A 15,921-nucleotide genomic window follows, 5' to 3' on the forward strand; every position below is an offset into this window, starting at 1 on the left:
CCGCCGGATGGCACACGGCTGGGAAGGCGCCGTACTGCGGCTGATGCGCGGCAAGGACTACGCGTTCACCGTCATCGGGACCGAGCAGGTCACCGAGCGGTACCGCAGGGTGCACCTGTCGGACGGCGGGCTGCTCGCCGCCGTGCCGCCGCACCCGACGATGTGGGTACGGCTGTGGTTCGCCCGGGAGGGGAAGCCCCACCAGCGCGCGTTCACACTGGTCGACCCCGACCCGGTGGCCGGGACGTTCGCGCTCGAATTCGCCCTGCACGACGGCGTCGCGAGCGACTGGGCCAGGACCGCCGCGCCCGGCGACACCATCGAGGCCACCCTCCAGGGCACCGGCTTCGACCAGCCGGAACCGGCCCCCGCGCGGCTGCTGCTGATCGGCGACCCCGCCTCGCTGCCCGCCCTCAACTCCCTCCTCGACGCCTTCCCCGCCACCCCGGCCACCATCTGGTTCGAGACCCCGCACCCCACGGACCGCGTCCTGCCCGTGCGGACCGACGCCGACCGGCACGACCTGCGGCTCGTCGAGCGGATCGACGACGGCGGCCACCTCCTCAAGCAGGTACGCGCCGAACTGCCCGCCGTCCTCGGCGACCCGGAGACCGCGTACGTCTGGGCCGCCTGCGACACGGCGACGACACGCGCGCTCGCCGCGTACCTGCGCCGCGAGGCCGGCGTGCCCCGGCGGCGGGTCCACGCGCTGGGCTACTGGCGCGCCACCGCCTGAGCCGCCACGACGCGGGGGGCCGGTGCGCCCCTCCCGCGGGCCGCCGCTTGGAGGAGCGGCGGCCACCGGCGGCCCCCCGGCCGCGCGGGGACGTGATGGGATCGGCGCCATGCGCGACGTGAACGGCCCGGCGGACCCCGGCCTCCCGCTCCTGGCCGAACGCAACCTCGCCGAGCACGCCTGCCACCTGCACCGACGCCTGCCGGGCGCGACCGTCACCGACACCGGCGACCTCCTGATCGCCGACAGCGGCCTCGCCGACGACACGTACAACATCGTCGCCGCCGCCCGCCTCGACCCCGCGACCGCCGCCGCCAGGGCCGCCGACACCGTGCGGACCCTGCGGGCGACAGGCCGCCCGTTCTCCTGGTGGGTCGGCCCCGCCTCGCGCCCCTGGGACCTCGGCGCGCTCCTCGCCGCCGCCGGAGCGCCGGAGACCGGCCGCGAGACGGCGATGTGGGCGCCGCTCGACGGCATCCCGCCCCGGCGCGACCCGGACGGCCTCGTCATCGAACGGGCCCGCACACCGGCCGGACTCGCCGACCACGCCGCCGTCCTGGCCGCCAACTGGACGCCGCCCGCCGCGACCGTACGCCGCTTCCTCGCCGCCGCCGCCCCGTACGCCCTCGCCCCCGGCTCCCCGGCGCGCCACCTCGTGGGCTACGCCGCGGGCCGCCCCGTCTGCACCGCCGAGGTCTTCCTCCACGCGGGCGTGGCCGGGCTCTACAACGTCTCGACCCTCGCCGGGCACCGCCGCCGCGGCCTCGGCGCCGCGATCACCCTCGCCGCCCTTCACACCGCCAGGGACGAGGGCCACCGCACGGCCGTCCTCCAGGCGTCGGCGGACGGCGAACCCGTCTACCGCCGCCTCGGCTTCCGCGCCATGGGGCACTTCACCGAGCACCTGGTCGCGGGCCGGGGAACGGGCTGACGCGCGTGGGGTGGAGCGGGCGGCCGGCCGGGCCCCGCTCCACCCCACGTTCCTTCCGGCGGCCGGACCGTCCGGGGGAAGACGCACCCGGCCGCCGCCCAGGGGCGGGGTCAGGCGCCCCGCGCGCCCACCGGCTGCTGCGCCGGCACGGGCGCCGCCTCCGCGTCCTCCTCCACGGGCCCGCCGTGCCCGTCGTCGGTGAGCGTCGCCTCGTCGAACGGCCGCTCGCCGCCCAGCACCTCGCGCATCCGGTCGCGGTCCACCTCGTGCGTCCAGGTGCCGATGACGACGGTCGCGACCGCGTTGCCCGCGAAGTTCGTCAGCGCGCGCGCCTCGCTCATGAAGCGGTCGATGCCGATGATCAGGCCGACGCCGTCGAGGAGTTCGGGGCGGTGCGACTGGAGGCCGCCCGCCAGCGTGGCGAGCCCGGCGCCGGTCACCCCGGCCGCGCCCTTGGACGCGATGACCATGAACGCCAGCAGCGAGATCTGCTCGCCGAGCGCCAGCGGCTCGCCCATCGCCTCGGCGATGAACAGCGACGCCATCGTCAGGTAGATCGCCGTGCCGTCGAGGTTGAACGAGTAGCCGGTCGGCACGGTGATGCCGACGACGGGGCGGCTGACGCCCGCGTGCTCCATCTTCGCGATCAGGCGCGGCAGCGCCGACTCCGACGAGGACGTGGACAGGATCAGCAGGAACTCGCGGCCCAGGTAGCGCAGCAGCGAGAAGATGTTCACCCCGGCCACCACCCGCAGCAGCACGCCGAGCACCAGCAGGACGAAGATCAGGCAGGTCGTGTAGAAGCCGAGCATGATGACGGCCAGCGAGCGCAGCGCGTCCGTGCCCGTCTCGCCGACCACCGCCGCGATCGCGCCGAACGCGCCCACCGGCGCCAGCCACATGATCATCGCCAGCACCCGGAACACCAGCCGCTGGATGTGCCGCACGCCCCGCAGCACCGGCTCGCCCGCCGTCCCCATCGCCTGGAGCGCGAACCCGGCGAGCAGCGCCACCAGCAGCGTCTGGAGCACCTCGCCGCCGGTGAACGCGGACACCATCGTCGTCGGGATGATCCCGAGCAGGAAGTCCACGGTCGACTCGCTCGCGCCCTCGGCCTGCGCCGCGCCCGCCTCCGCCGTCGCCTCGGTGAGGTGCAGCCCCGAGCCGGGCTCCAGCAGGTTGCCCACCACCAGGCCGATGGCCAGCGCGAACGTGGACATCACCAGGAAGTAGCCGAGCGCGAGCCCGCCGACCGCCCCGACCTTCGCGGCCTTCCTGACCGAACCGATCCCGAGCACGATCGTGCAGAAGATGACCGGCGAGATCATCATCTTGATCAGATTGACAAAGCCGGTGCCCAGCGGCTTCAGCTCCACCCCCGCGTCGGGCGCGGCGAGGCCCACCGCGATGCCCGCGGCCACGGCCACGATCACCGCCAGGTACAGGTAGTGGGAACGGTCACGCCGTCTCGGGGCGTCCTTCTCTTCTGTCACGGCAGTCACGGCGCGTGCCTCCTCGTCGTTGCGGAGTGAGCTTCCGCGACTATCCACCCGCGTGTGACCCCGGTCACCCTTACGTTCATTTCGGTCGCGGTCCGGCACGCGACACGCCGTGCACACTGGGGTCATGCGACTGCCCCGCGCGCCCCGGCCCCGGAGCCTGGCCGGACAGCTCTTCGCCATGCAGGTGCTGCTGGTCGCCGTCGTCGTCGCGGGCTGCGCGCTCTTCGCGTACCTGACGGACCGCGCCCAGGCCGAGGAGGCCGCCCGCGACAAGGTGACGGCCGCGGCCCGCGCCGTCGCCGACTCGCCCTCGGTGGCCGCCGCCCTGCGCGACCCCGACCCGTCCGCGCGCCTCCAGCCGTACGCCGAGGACGTCCGCCGCCACGCGGACGTCACCTTCGTCACGATCATGGACACGGACGGCACCCGCTTCACCCACCCCGACCCGGCGCAGATCGGCGCGACGTTCCTCGGCCACACCGCGCCCGCCCTCGCCGGGCGGACGTTCACCGAGGAGTACACGGGCACGCTCGGCCGGTCCGTCCGCGTCGTCACCCCCGTCCGCGACCCGGCGACCGGGGACATCACCGCCCTGGTCAGCGCCGGCCTCACGGTCGACGCCATCGGCGAACGGCTCGCCGGGCAGGTCGCCGCCCTGGCCGCCGTCGCCGCCGCCGCGCTGCTGATCGGCGGCCTCGGCACGTACGCCGTCAACGCCCGGCTGCGCCGCCACACCCACGGCATGAACGCCGCCGAGCTGAGCCGCCTGCACGAGTACCACCACGCGACGCTGCACGCCGTCCGCGAGGGCCTGCTGCTGATCGACGGCGCCGGGCGCGTCGGCCTGGTGAACGACGCGGGCCGCGCGCTCCTCGGCCTCACCGGCGAGGACCCCACCGGACGCCCCGTGGCGGGACTCGGCCTGACCGCCGCCCTCACCGAGACCCTGCTCGCCCGCGACCCGCGGGTGGACGAGGTGCACGTGACGGAGGACCGCGTCGTGGTCGTCAGCACCTCACCGGTGACCGGCGGCGAACGGCACGGCACCGTCGTCACCCTCAGGGACCACACCGAACTGCGCGCCCTCGCGGGCGAGCTGGACTCCGCCCGCGGCTTCGCCGAGGCCCTGCGCTCCCAGGCCCACGAGACGGCGAACCGGCTGCACGCCGTCGTCTCCCTCATCGAGTTGGGACGCACGGACGAGGCCGTCGAGTTCGCCACCGCCGAGCTGGAGCTGGCCCAGGCGCTGACGGACCGCGTGGTCGGCGCGGTCGGCGAACCGGTGCTCGCGGCGCTGCTGCTCGGCAAGGCGGCGGAGGCGGCCGAGCGCGGCGTCGAACTCGTCCTCACCGACGACAGCCGCATGGACGACGGGCTGCTGCCCCCCAGCCTCCCCGCCCGCGACCTGGTCACCATCCTCGGCAACCTGATCGACAACGCCCTGGACGCCACCGCGGGGTCGCCCGGCCAGGCGAGGGTGACCGTCACCGCGCTCGCCTCGGAGGACGAACTGCTGCTGCGGGTCGGCGACACCGGGCCTGGACTCGCCCCCGAGGCGGTCGGCGCCGCGTTCCGGCGCGGCTGGTCCACCAAGGGCAGCGGACGCGGCCTCGGGCTCGCCCTCGTCGGGCAGGCCGTGCGCCGCCACGGCGGGACCGTCGAGACCGGCGGCGCGGGCACGCCGGGCGGCGCGCGCTTCACGGTCCGGCTGCCGCTGCGGACGGAGGTGCCGGCGTGACCGGCCCCGGGCGCGCGGGAGCGGGAGAGGGGGACGAGATCGGCGTCCTCGTCGTGGAGGACGACCCGCTGGCCGCCGAGGCGCACGGGCGGTACGTCGAACGCGTCCCCGGCTTCGCCGTGCGCGGCATCGCCCACAGCGCGGCCGAGGCGCGGCGCGTGCTCGCCCGCACGCCCGTGGACCTCCTGCTCCTCGACCTGTACCTGCCGGACGGGCACGGTCTTGCGCTGCTGCGGGCGCTCCGCGCGGCCGGGCACGGCGCCGACGTCATCGCCGTCACCTCGGCGCGCGACCTGGCGGTGGTGCGGGAGGGCGTGTCCCTCGGCGTGGTGCAGCACGTGCTGAAGCCCTTCGCCTTCGCCACGCTGCGGGACCGGCTGGTGCGGTACGCCGCGTTCCGCACGGTCGCGGGCGAGGCAGGGGGGCAGGACGAGGTGGACCGCGCGCTGGCCGCGCTGCGCGCCCCGGGACCGGCGGCGCTGCCCAAGGGGATGAGCGGCCCGACGCTGGCGGCCGTCATCCGCGTGCTGCGCGCGGCGGGCGGGGCGGGGCTGACGGCGGCGGAGGCCGGGACGGAGGCGGGCATCTCCCGCATCACGGCCCGCCGTTACCTCGAACACCTGGTGGAGACCGGCCGCGCCGAGCGCAGCCCGCGCTACGGGCACGTCGGCCGCCCCGAGCACGGCTACCGCTGGCTCCCGGAGAACCCGGCGGCGCCCTGACCCGCACCGCGCACCGGCCCGCTGTCAGTGGGGGGTGCCACAGTGACCGCATGAATCCAACGGAGATCGTGCGCGAGTTCTGGGACCGCATGGGCGCCCGCGACTGGGACGGCCTCGGCAGGCTGCTGGCCGACGACGTGGTGATCGACTGGCTCGCCAGCGGCGAGCGGTTCACGGGCCGCGACAACGTCATCGGCGTCAACGCCGCCTACCCGGCGGGCTGGTCGATCGAGGTGCTCTCGGTCGTCGCGGACGGCGAGACCGTCGCCTCGGAGGTCGCCGTCCCGCACGAGACGCTGGGCGACTTCCGCGTCGCGTCGTTCTGGACGGTCAGGGGCGGCCGCATCGTCAGCGGCCGCGAGTACTGGACGACCGTCGGCGGCGACCCCGCGCCGGAATGGCGCACCGCGTACGCCCAGCGGATATGAGCCCCGCATGGCGTCGGTCACACACCCCGTCCGCCACGTCCCGCCCCACCTCCACGGGCCGGGCCGGGCCGCCGCGCATTCCTTCCCCCACGGTCCCTCACATCGCCGCACTGGCGGCGCAGAAAATCTGTAACCGCCGGAGTAGACATGATCGGCCTCCGGGGTTAGGGTCGTACACGTACGTGAGAGTCGGAGCCGGCGCGGCAGATGACGAACTGGCGCGCATGAGTCATGAGTGATGTTCCGGTGGCACGGCAGTCGAGTGGTGGGACCGGCGGATGTGAGGGTTCCACGGCTGGCTGCCGGGCCCGGCGGCCCCAGGGGCCGCGAGCAGGACCGCAGTACCGCAGTACCGGGCCGGCGGCGCAGCCGGTGACCGGAGAGCAGGAAGAGGAAGGGAGGTACACGCCATCAGGATCGCCCAGGCGGGAACGTCCGCCCGGGTGACGCAGACCCCGGATGGGAAGGTGGTCCCCGGTCGAGCAGTCACGATCCCCGCACCCGCCCTCGTCGGTGGACGTGCGGACGAGAGAGACCGGCGAGGCAATAGCCGGTAGATGGTGTTGATCCCCCTCGGGGCCCTGGTGCGACACGGCACCAGGGCCCCTCGACGCGTTTCCCGAAGAGGTGCAAGTGACCGCAGACCATCCGTCCACCCCGTCGAGCAGACTCGACGACGACGACTACCCCGCCTACACCATGGGCCGCGCGGCCGACATGCTCGGTACGACGCCCGCGTTCCTCCGCGCCATCGGCGAGGCCAGGCTGATCGTGCCGCTCCGCTCGGAGGGCGGGCACCGCCGCTACTCGCGCTACCAGCTGCGGCTCGCCGCGCGGGCCCGCGAACTGGTCGACCAGGGCACCCCCATCGAGGCCGCCTGCCGCATCATCATCCTGGAGGACCAGCTCGAGGAGGCCAAGCGCATCAACGAGGAGCTGCGCCTCGGCCGCGCCGCCGGGCAGGGGCGGGAGAGCGCCTGACGGCGGACGCGCCCGTGCTCCCGCCGCGCCCGGATAACTCCTGTCGCCGCTGCAGAAACGCGGGAAACGGGCCGCCGGGCAATTCCCCGGCGGCGGAACCGGAACCGGAGGACCGTCGCCCTCTCCGGCCGGGCCGTGCTACGGTGAAATGAGTTGCAGTTGTGGTTCCCGAAGATTTCAGATGCTTTCCGGGCGGACGCCCGTGAGTATGCTTGTCGTTTCCGGATTTTCCGGAGGGGAAATCATCGCAGCGACTCCGGTTCCGCAAGGTGCGGATTCCGGTCACTGCCCCCGAAGGAGTCTCCTATGGCATCCGGCACCGTGAAGTGGTTCAACTCGGAAAAGGGCTTCGGCTTCATCGAGCAGGACGGCGGCGGCGCCGACGTCTTCGCCCACTACTCGAACATCGCCACCTCCGGCTTCCGTGAGCTGACCGAAGGCCAGAAGGTGACGTTCGACGTCACGCAGGGCCAGAAGGGCCCGCAGGCCGAGAACATCGTTCCCGCCTGACGACGAAGCCCGTCGCACGGCCGGGCCCGCACCCACGGGTGCGGGCCCCCCGCGTTTTCCGCCCCGCGCACCGCGCGGGGCACCCGGCGGCCGTGACCGCCCCCCACCGACCAGGCCGACGGCCGGACCGCGTCCGCCCCGTCCACGGAAAGCGAATTCACCGGAGTTTCACCCGGAATACCGCTTTCCTTCGCGGCCTGGATTCTGCTCTTTTTTCTTTTCGGCTCGATCCTGTGAATCGTGGTGCGGCTCGCGCCGCCGGTGCGCATTCCCTCGATACGTGCCGTATCGAGGAAGGTTCGCCATGAACCGCACCGTTCGCAGGGACGACAGTCCCCACCGCTCACCCCGCCGTTCCGGCAGGGACGGCCGCGGCCGTCCCCAGGGCGCCGCCCGCGGGACCGGCGGCGGCCCCCGTGCCGGCCAGCCCGGACGCCAGGGCGGACGGGGCAGCCGCCCCGCCGCGCCCCACGCCGAGTTCACCATGCCGGCGACGAGCACCCCGTCGCTCCCGCCCGCCGAGGCGTTCGCCGATCTCGACCTGCCCGCGCCCCTGCACGCCGCGCTCGGCGCCGAGGGGGTCACCGTCCCGTTCCCCATCCAGGCGGCCACCCTCCCCGACTCGCTGGCCGGACGCGACGTCCTGGGCCGCGGCCGCACCGGCTCGGGCAAGACGCTCGCCTTCGGCCTCGCCCTGCTGGCCCGCACCGCCGGGCAGCGCGCCGAACCGCGGCAGCCGCTCGCGCTGGTGCTCGTCCCCACCAGGGAACTGGCCCAGCAGGTCACCGAGGCGCTCACCCCCTACGCCCGGCCGCTCCACCTGCGGCTCACCACCGTCGTCGGCGGGCTGTCCATCGCCCGCCAGGCACGCGCCCTGCGCACCGGGGCCGAGGTCGTCGTCGCGACGCCCGGACGGCTGCGGGACCTCGTGGACCGCGGCGACTGCGCGCTCGACCGCGTCGCCATCACGGTCCTGGACGAGGCCGACCAGATGGCCGACATGGGCTTCCTCCCCCAGGTGACCCACCTGCTCGACCAGGTCAGGCCCGACGGGCAGCGCATGCTGTTCTCCGCGACCCTGGACCGGAACATCGACCTCCTCGTCCGCCGCTACCTGCACGACCCGGTCGTCCACTCCGTCAATCCCTCCGCGGGCGCCGTCACCACCATGGAGCACCACCTGCTCCACGTGCGCGGCGCGGAGAAGCAGGCGACGGTCACCGAGATCGCCGCCAGGGACGGGCGGGTGCTGATGTTCCTCGGCACCAAGCACGCGGCCGACCGGCTGGCCAAGAACCTGCTGGCCGTCGGCGTCCGCGCGTCCTCGCTGCACGGCGGGAAGTCCCAGTCGCGGCGCACCAGCATCCTGGAGCAGTTCAAGGCCGGGCAGATCACCGTCCTGGTCGCGACGAACGTCGCCGCGCGGGGCATCCACATCGACGACCTCGACCTGGTCGTCAACATCGATCCGCCCGCCGACCACAAGGACTACCTGCACCGCGGCGGGCGCACCGCGCGCGCCGGGGGGTCCGGCAGCGTCGTCACCCTCGTCCTGCCCGAGCAGCGCCGCGACGTGGAGCGCCTGATGGTCCACGCGGGCGTGAAGGCCCGGACGACCGAGGTCCGCCCCGGCGACGCCGCGCTGCGCCGCATCACCGGCGCCAGGGAGCCCTCCGGCGTCCCCGTCACCATCGCCGCCCCGGCGGCTCAGGCCGCCGCCCCGGCCGGACGGCGGACCCGTACGCCCTCCAAGGCGCGCCGCGCCGCACGCCCCCGCCGACAGGAGAGGTCTTGACACCTGTCCCCGCCCCTCGCCCGTCGACCCGCCCCGGCACGCCGGGACTTGAGGTGGACGACCACATGACGGTCGACGTGGCGATGTCCGTACTGCTCAGCGCCCGCGTCCCGTACCTGGTCCTCCAGGACGCGGACGGGCGCTGCTCCGGCCGCGTCACCCACGCCCAGCTCGCCGCCCACCGGGGCGGCCCCTGGTACAGCGACCGGACACGGCTGCGCGACCTCCCCGCCGCGCAGCCGCCGCCGGGCGCGTCCCCGCGGCACGACACACAGGACGACACACGGGACGACTGCGGTACCGCCGTTCCCGCGCCCACCGCCTGACAGCGCCCGCTGTCGGGTCCCTCTCCGCTCGTTCCCCGCGACCTTGTGAGGCATCATGCGTTGTGTCATCGCCAACTCCCCCTTCTACCTCCACAAGGACGACGTCCTGCAGGCGATGAAGGGCGTCAGGCCTGAGCCCGTCTCGGGCGCGTCCGTGACCATCGGCCGCCGCACGTACCCCGTCAAGCAGGCCGGGGAAGTGATCACGGGGCAGGACCGCCGCGACTTCACGGCGGGCGAGGTGAGCCGGGCGCTGACCAAGCTGGGCTTCGTCTGCCACGCCCCGGCCGCCGCGCCCGCCGCCGGCCTGTCCCCGGTGAGCACAGCATCGGCGCTGCTGGGCGGTGCCCACCCGACCGCCTGACCCACGCCGCACCGGGGCCCGGCACGCACGCTCGCCACGCGGCGGACGTACGTGCCGGGCCCCGCGCGTCTTGCCGGGCGTCACCCGGCCGGCGCCCCGGGCCGAGGGGCGGGGAAGGTCACGGGCGCGTCCCCGCCTCGTCGACGACCGCGCGGTCCAGGACGGCCGTGGAGCCGAGGACATCTCCGGCGGCCACCGGGCCCTCCTCGAAGTCGAGGTCCGTCAGGGCGACCTCGCGCGTCCCCAGCAGTTCGAGTGACTCCTCGTCGAAGATCAGCTCCGCGCTCCTGCCGGGGTTGTACGAGTCGGTGCGCGACACCGCGATCCCGTGGCGGCCCGCGGCGTCCCGCGCGTCGGGCACGACGGACACGCCGGGGATCAGCGCGGCGGCGCCGTAGAGGGCGGCGGCGACGTCCGGCGGGACCAGGGACTCCCGGAGCAGGTCGCCGAGGAGGACGTACGCGTCCTGGTCGGCGTCGTGGTCCTCGTCGCCTTCCTCCCGCTGCCCGTAGAGCCACTCCAGCATCGCCTCGGGGCCGGTCGGCAGCGTCTGGAGGAAGCGGTAGTCGCCGGAGCCCCCGCTGAGCGGCACATCCGCCGCGCCCTCCTGGCGCAGCAGCCCGTCCCGGCTGCCGTCCACCGCCGTCCACACCTCCCGTTCCTGCGGCTGCCCGCCTCCCTGCCCTTCCAGGCTGCGGACGTAGACGTACTGGTCGTCGCGGATCTCCACCGGTGCCGCCGCGGCGGCGGCGAGGGCCACCTGGTCGAGCAGCTGGACGGCGGTCGCCGCGGGCGGCGCGTCCCCGGTCGCGGTCGGCGTTCCGGCGGTTCCCCCCGGGGCGTCCGCCCCGCCGGGGGCGCCGCCCGCGACCAGGGCGAGGGCCAGTGCGCCGGCCGCGGCGGGCAGGCCGATGGCGGGCAGCAGCCACTTCCTCCGGCCGCCCGGGGCGCCGTCCGGCTCGGGCCGCTGGTGGATCTCCTGCATCAGGTGCTCCTTGAGCTGTCGGTGACGGCCCGGCGGGAGGTCCCGCTCGGGGAGCGACGGCGTGTCGTTCATGAGAGGTCCTTCCGTCCGAGCCGGGCCGCGGACGAGCGGCCGACTCTCACCTGTCCTGGGGGACGCGCGGGTTCCGGCTGCCGTGCGGCGACGGCGGCGGCGAGTTTCCGCCGCGCCCGCGACAGCCGGGACCGTACGGTGCCGACGGGGATGCCGAGGGATCCGGCGGCGGTCGCGTAGTCGAGGCCGGACCACACGCACAGCGCCAGCACCTCTCGTTCGGGGCGGCGCAGCGCGTCCAGGGCAAGGCGTACGGTCGCCAGCAGCGCGGCGTCGTCGATGCGTCCGGCGACCTCGTCGGCGAAGTCGCCCACGACCGCCGGAGGGGGCAGCCGGGACAGCGCGGCGGCGTGCCGCCTGGCCGCGCGCCGGGTGTTGCGGACCGTGTTGGTCGCGATCCCCAGCAGCCAGGGCCGCAGCGAGCCGCCTTCCGGATCCATCCGCTCCCGCAGGCGCCAGGCTTCGAGGAACGTCAGGGAGACCGCGTCCTCGGCGAGGGCCCAGTCCCCGGTCAGCCGGAACGCGTGGTTGTACACCGAACGCGCGTACGCGTCGAACAACTCCGCGAACGCGCCGTCGTCCCCGTCGCGTATCCGCGGTCGCAAATCCGTTGTCATACCCCTGGTCCTGTCCGGTCGGCAGGCGGAGTTCCCGGCCCCGGACGGGTAGGCGCGCCGACCGTCCGCCCGGCCGGGTGGACACCCTCTCCGCTGTCAACTCCCGTCCTGGACAGGGGGCTTACCCGTCCGGCCGGGGACCGCGGATCCCGCCCCCCCCCGGGACCGTCGTCGACGCCTGCCTCATCCGGCGCGGGACCCGGGAGGGAGCCTTATCCGCACACAGGTCCAGGGCGCCGACGGGTAAACGAGTCCACGACCCGCGCCACGAGTGGCTCACGGTATGGCCGGAACGCGCCCCCTCCCGGCCCGGCCGCCGAATTCCGCGAGCCGCGGGCAGGCGCCTACAGGATGGCCGGACGACCACCCGAGGCGGACGGAAGACGGCCTGGATTCCGCCTGCGGTCACAAGGCGGCAAACGGCCCGGGGGCACGTGGCGGGCGCCCGGGCCTGTGGGACGTACGGGGGGCGAACACCCGTACTCGGCGGTCATCGGGACCTGGCCTGACCTGCCGCAACGCCGACGCCGCGCCGGTGTGAAGATGGTGCCCCCGGCAGGACTCGAACCTGCGGCCAAGTGCTTAGAAGGCACCTGCTCTATCCGCTGAGCTACGGGGGCTGGGTGGTGGTCATGGCGTGGGACGGTGCCCCCTCGGTGACCTCGCCAGCGCACAGGATAGGGCTTCGAGGGGTTCGTCCCGGTTGCTTCACGGCAGCGCCGCCGTGTGGAGGTTCGGTGAAGCAGCCCCGATAATCGCAGGCGAGTGCGAGGAGCGCAGCGATTTTGCAGGCTCCCGCGAGGGGTGTTGCGCACTCGTTATGCCGTGGAGACGGGCGAATATGCTTGGGAAACGGCTTCAAATTGGGCATTCTGCGCATGTGGCGATCTTGGACGCACGGCCCGAACTGCTGGACGCGCTGACCGTACTGCGGGAGCGCCTCGCTGCCGCGCGTTTCCCGCTGGACCTGCCCGGTGCCGAACGGGCCCGGCGGTCGCGCGCCGAACTGCTCGCGCAGCTCGACGGCTACCTGCTGCCACGCCTGCGCGAACCCACCGCGCCCCTCCTCGCCGTCATCGGCGGCTCCACCGGCGCGGGCAAGTCCACGCTGGTCAACTCCCTCGTCGGCCGCCGCGTCACCGAGGCCGGGGTCCTGCGCCCCACGACCCGCATGCCCGTGCTCGTCTGCCACCCCGACGACCGCGACTGGTTCGCCGGCGGCCACGTCCTCCCGCAGCTCGGCCGCGTCCGGATGCCCCGGCAGGACGCCGAGCAGCCCCCGCCGCCGCCCCGCGACGCGCTGCCCGCGCTGGCCGTACAGACCGTCAGATCGCTGCCCCCCGGCCTCGCCCTCCTGGACGCCCCCGACATCGACTCCCTCGTCGCCGCCAACCGCGACCTCGCCGCCGATCTCCTCTGCGCCGCCGACATCTGGGTCCTCGTCACCACCGCGTCCCGCTACGCCGACGCGCTCCCCTGGCACCTGCTGCGCAGCGCGCGGGAGTACGACGTCACCCTCGCCACCGTCCTCGACCGCGTGCCGCACCAGATCGCGGGCGAGGTGGCACGCCACTACGCCGCGCTGCTCGAACGGGCCGGGCTCGGCGGCATCCCCCGCTTCACCGTGCCGGAACTGCCCGAGTCCGCCGGGGGCGGCTCGGGGCTCCTGCCCGGCACCGCCGTGGCGGCCCTGCGGCAGTGGCTCGCCCGCTGCGCGCAGGACCCGGCGACCCGCGCCGCCACCGTCGCCCGTACGGCGGGCGGCGCCGTCGCCTCGCTGCGCCCGCGCGTCGCGGCGCTCGCCGGGGAGAGCGCCGCCCAGTACGCCACCGCCGTCCGGCTCGGCCAGCGCGTCACCGAGGCGTACGCGGAGGCTGCCAAGACCGTGCGCGCCTGCCTGACGGACGCCGGGCTGTTCGCCGGTGAGGCACGCGCGCACTGGCTCGCCTTCCCCGACGACGCCAGCGCCGAGGAACTCCTCGACGCGCTCACCACTGCCCTCACCGGCCTGCTCGCCGAGGCCGTCGCCACGGCGGACGAACGCGTCGCCGCCGCCTGGCGCGACGAGCGCGGCGCCCCGCCCGGCGGCGTGGACACCCCCGAGGCCGTACGCGAACGCGTCGGCGTCCTCGTCCGCCGCCTGCGCCGCTGCGTCGAGGAACTGACCGACGAGGCCCGCATCTCCGCCGGGCTGCGCGGCGACACCACCGGCCGCCGCAGGCCCGGCGGCGCGGGCGGCGACGACGGCGAGACGGCCGCCCTGCTCGCCGCCGCGCTCCTCGGCGGCAGGACCGGCGGCGCCCTCGCCCACCAGTCGCTCACCGGCGTCCTCGGCACCCGCGCCGCCGCCCGGCTGCGCGACCAGGGCCGCCAGGAGCTGAACCGCTGCGTGGACCGCGCCCTGCGCGCCGAACGCGAACGCCGCGCCGCCCCCCTCCAGGACCTCGCCGTCACGGCCGAGCCGCAGGTGGCCCTCGTCGCGGCGCTCTCCGCCGTCCACGCGCTGCACACCGGCCGCGCGCCCGCCCCCACCGCCCAGACAGCCCCCGGAGGGACCCGGTGACCGACACCACCGCCAGCACGATCCACAACGGCCCCCTCGGCGTCCGGCTCGGCGCGCTGCGCGAACTCGTCGGCCTCTCCCGCACCCGCCTCGACGACGCCGTCCTCACCGAGGCGGGCCGTGTCCTCGACGAGGCGGCGGCCCGCGACCGGCTCCCCACCGCGTACACCGCCGTCGCCATCGCGGGCGCCACCGGCAGCGGCAAGTCCACGCTCTTCAACGCGCTCGCCGGGGCCCAGCTGTCCGAGTCCGGCGTGCGCCGCCCCACCACCGCCACCGCCGTCTCCTGCACCTGGGAGGCGGGCCGCGAACTCCCCGCCGACGGCCTCCTCGAACGCCTCGGCGTCCCCGCCCGCGCCCGCCGCCGCGCCCACGTCCTCGACCCCGGGCTGCGCGGCCTGATCCTCCTCGACCTGCCCGACCACGACTCCGTGGACCCCGCGCACCGCGAGCAGGTGGACCGGCTGCTGACGCTCGTGGACGCGGTGATCTGGGTCGTGGACCCGGAGAAGTACGCCGACGCGCTGCTCCACGAGCGGTACCTCCGCGCGTTCGCCGGGCACGCGGACGTCAGCATCATCGTCCTCAACCAGACCGACCGCCTGCCCGCCGAGGCCGTCGACGCCGTCCTGGACGACCTGCGCCGCCTGCTGGACGACCACGGCGTGGCCCTCGGCGAGCACGGCGAGCCCGGCGCGGGCGTCCTGCCCGTCTCCGCGCTCACCGGCGACGGCATCGCCGAACTGCGCCAGGCGGTCGGCGAACTGGTCGCCCCCCGCACGGCCGCCGCCCGCCGCCTCGCCGCCGACGTGGACGGCGTCGCCCGCCGCCTCGGCCCGCTGTACATCGCCGACGGCGCCGAGGCGCCCGCGGGCCTGACCCCGCAGGCGCGCGAGGACTTCGAGGACCGCCTCGCCGCCGCCGTCGGCGCGCCCGCCGCCGGGCAGAACGCCGAACGGGCCTGGCTGCGCCGCGCCGACCGCGCCTGCGGCACCCCCTGGGCCCAGGCCCTGCGCCACCTCGCGGGCCGCCAGGCCGAACGGCGGGGCGAGCCCGCCGCCCTGGCCGCCAAGCGCGCCCAGGCCGGGCCGCCCGCCGTCGCCGCGCCCGCCGTCGAGGAGGCCGTCCGCCGCCTCGCCGACGACGCCGCCGACGGCCTCCCCGAACCGTGGGCCAGGGCCGTCCGCGACGCCGCCCGCCGCGGCGCCGACGCCCTCCCCGGCGCGCTCGCCGCCGCGCTCGCCGACCAGCCCACCGAACGGCTCCCGCGCCCCCGCTGGTGGTCCGCCGCCGGGGCGGGCCAGGCGTTCCTGCTCGCCGCCCAGATCCTCGGCCTGTGCTGGCTCGTGCTCGCCCTGACCGGGCAGCCCGTGGTCGCGGGCTGGCTGCCGGTGCTGCTGCTCGCCTGCGGCTCGTGCGGCGCGCCGCTGCTGGCGTGGGGCTGCCGGATGGCGGCGCGCGGCCCGGCCCGCGCGTCGGGGTCGCAGGAGGAGTGGCGGCTGCGGCGGATCGCCGCCGAACGCGGCCACACGCACGTCCTCGAACCCGTCGCCGCCGAACTCCTGCGCTACCGCGAGGTGCGGGAGCGGTACGTCGTCGCCGCGTCCCCCACCGGCGAGGCCGAACTGTCCCGGACGATCCGCTGACGCCG

The 15,921-nt window shown here is 75.4% G+C and carries 15 protein-coding genes and 1 tRNA gene; 12 read left to right on the forward strand and 4 right to left on the reverse strand.

Annotated elements, in window-relative coordinates:
* The first annotated feature begins 7 nt into the window (after nucleotides 1-7).
* Complete coding sequence (locus ACIBPC_RS02160; protein WP_398840663.1) at nucleotides 8-736, forward strand: siderophore-interacting protein; 729 nt, start codon at nucleotides 8-10, stop codon at nucleotides 734-736.
* Nucleotides 737-845: 109 nt separating this feature from the next.
* On the forward strand, nucleotides 846-1,667 hold the full coding sequence (locus ACIBPC_RS02165; RefSeq protein WP_398840665.1) for a GNAT family N-acetyltransferase: 822 nt from the start codon (nucleotides 846-848) through the stop codon (nucleotides 1,665-1,667).
* A 110-nt stretch (nucleotides 1,668-1,777) separates the two neighbouring features.
* Here the strand turns inward: ACIBPC_RS02165 and ACIBPC_RS02170 are convergent, their stop codons facing one another.
* A complete protein-coding gene (locus ACIBPC_RS02170) occupies nucleotides 1,778-3,160 on the reverse strand; it encodes a cation:dicarboxylate symporter family transporter (RefSeq protein WP_362956456.1) in 1,383 nt (460 codons plus the stop codon).
* A gap of 133 nt (nucleotides 3,161-3,293) precedes the next feature.
* On the opposite strand from ACIBPC_RS02170, the gene ACIBPC_RS02175 reads away from it, so the two are divergent.
* From ACIBPC_RS02175 to ACIBPC_RS02210, 8 genes are all read left to right on the forward strand, one after another.
* Nucleotides 3,294-4,907, forward strand: coding sequence for a sensor histidine kinase (locus ACIBPC_RS02175; protein WP_362955350.1), 1,614 nt, complete (start codon nucleotides 3,294-3,296; stop codon nucleotides 4,905-4,907).
* Nucleotides 4,904-5,629: a response regulator gene (locus tag ACIBPC_RS02180; RefSeq protein ID WP_398840667.1), complete on the forward strand. Its 726-nt coding sequence runs from the start codon at nucleotides 4,904-4,906 to the stop codon at nucleotides 5,627-5,629. Before ACIBPC_RS02175 ends, ACIBPC_RS02180 begins: the two co-directional genes overlap by 4 nt.
* Nucleotides 5,630-5,679: 50 nt before the next feature.
* On the forward strand, nucleotides 5,680-6,057 hold the full coding sequence (locus ACIBPC_RS02185) for a nuclear transport factor 2 family protein (protein ID WP_362955354.1): 378 nt from the start codon (nucleotides 5,680-5,682) through the stop codon (nucleotides 6,055-6,057).
* Between the two features lie 633 nt (nucleotides 6,058-6,690).
* On the forward strand, nucleotides 6,691-7,038 hold the full coding sequence (locus ACIBPC_RS02190) for a MerR family transcriptional regulator (protein ID WP_362955357.1): 348 nt from the start codon (nucleotides 6,691-6,693) through the stop codon (nucleotides 7,036-7,038).
* 306 nt (nucleotides 7,039-7,344) lie between these two features.
* The gene (locus tag ACIBPC_RS02195; protein ID WP_362955360.1) at nucleotides 7,345-7,548 is read left to right on the forward strand and encodes a cold-shock protein; all 204 of its coding nucleotides are present in this window, start codon (nucleotides 7,345-7,347) and stop codon (nucleotides 7,546-7,548) included.
* 304 nt (nucleotides 7,549-7,852) lie between these two features.
* The gene (locus tag ACIBPC_RS02200) at nucleotides 7,853-9,343 is read left to right on the forward strand and encodes a DEAD/DEAH box helicase (protein WP_398840670.1); all 1,491 of its coding nucleotides are present in this window, start codon (nucleotides 7,853-7,855) and stop codon (nucleotides 9,341-9,343) included.
* Complete coding sequence (locus ACIBPC_RS02205; RefSeq protein WP_398840672.1) at nucleotides 9,340-9,669, forward strand: hypothetical protein; 330 nt, start codon at nucleotides 9,340-9,342, stop codon at nucleotides 9,667-9,669. The genes ACIBPC_RS02200 and ACIBPC_RS02205 overlap by 4 nt, the downstream gene beginning before the upstream one ends.
* A 55-nt stretch (nucleotides 9,670-9,724) precedes the next feature.
* Nucleotides 9,725-10,033, forward strand: a complete 309-nt coding sequence (locus ACIBPC_RS02210) for an SCO5918 family protein (RefSeq protein ID WP_362955369.1) — start codon at nucleotides 9,725-9,727, stop codon at nucleotides 10,031-10,033.
* Between the two features lie 118 nt (nucleotides 10,034-10,151).
* Here the strand turns inward: ACIBPC_RS02210 and ACIBPC_RS02215 are convergent, their stop codons facing one another.
* The 3 genes from ACIBPC_RS02215 to ACIBPC_RS02225 all read right to left on the reverse strand — a co-directional run bounded on the left by ACIBPC_RS02215 (nucleotide 10,152) and on the right by ACIBPC_RS02225 (nucleotide 12,327).
* Nucleotides 10,152-11,090 carry a CU044_5270 family protein gene (locus tag ACIBPC_RS02215; RefSeq protein ID WP_398840674.1) on the reverse strand — a complete coding sequence of 313 codons (939 nt, stop codon included), beginning with the start codon at nucleotides 11,088-11,090 and terminating at the stop codon, nucleotides 10,152-10,154.
* The gene (locus ACIBPC_RS02220) at nucleotides 11,087-11,707 is read right to left on the reverse strand and encodes an RNA polymerase sigma factor (RefSeq protein ID WP_398840675.1); all 621 of its coding nucleotides are present in this window, start codon (nucleotides 11,705-11,707) and stop codon (nucleotides 11,087-11,089) included. The genes ACIBPC_RS02215 and ACIBPC_RS02220 overlap by 4 nt, the downstream gene beginning before the upstream one ends.
* A gap of 544 nt (nucleotides 11,708-12,251) precedes the next feature.
* A tRNA-Arg gene (locus ACIBPC_RS02225) sits at nucleotides 12,252-12,327 on the reverse strand.
* Between the two features lie 269 nt (nucleotides 12,328-12,596).
* On the opposite strand from ACIBPC_RS02225, the gene ACIBPC_RS02230 reads away from it, so the two are divergent.
* Nucleotides 12,597-14,270, forward strand: coding sequence for a dynamin family protein (locus ACIBPC_RS02230; RefSeq protein WP_362956458.1), 1,674 nt, complete (start codon nucleotides 12,597-12,599; stop codon nucleotides 14,268-14,270).
* Nucleotides 14,267-15,916, forward strand: a complete 1,650-nt coding sequence (locus ACIBPC_RS02235) for a GTPase (RefSeq protein ID WP_398840677.1) — start codon at nucleotides 14,267-14,269, stop codon at nucleotides 15,914-15,916. Before ACIBPC_RS02230 ends, ACIBPC_RS02235 begins: the two co-directional genes overlap by 4 nt.
* The last annotated feature ends 5 nt before the right edge of the window (nucleotides 15,917-15,921 follow it).

Source organism: Streptomyces sp. NPDC049879, from assembly GCF_044461265.1.
In the GTDB taxonomy this organism is placed as follows: domain Bacteria; phylum Actinomycetota; class Actinomycetes; order Streptomycetales; family Streptomycetaceae; genus Streptomyces.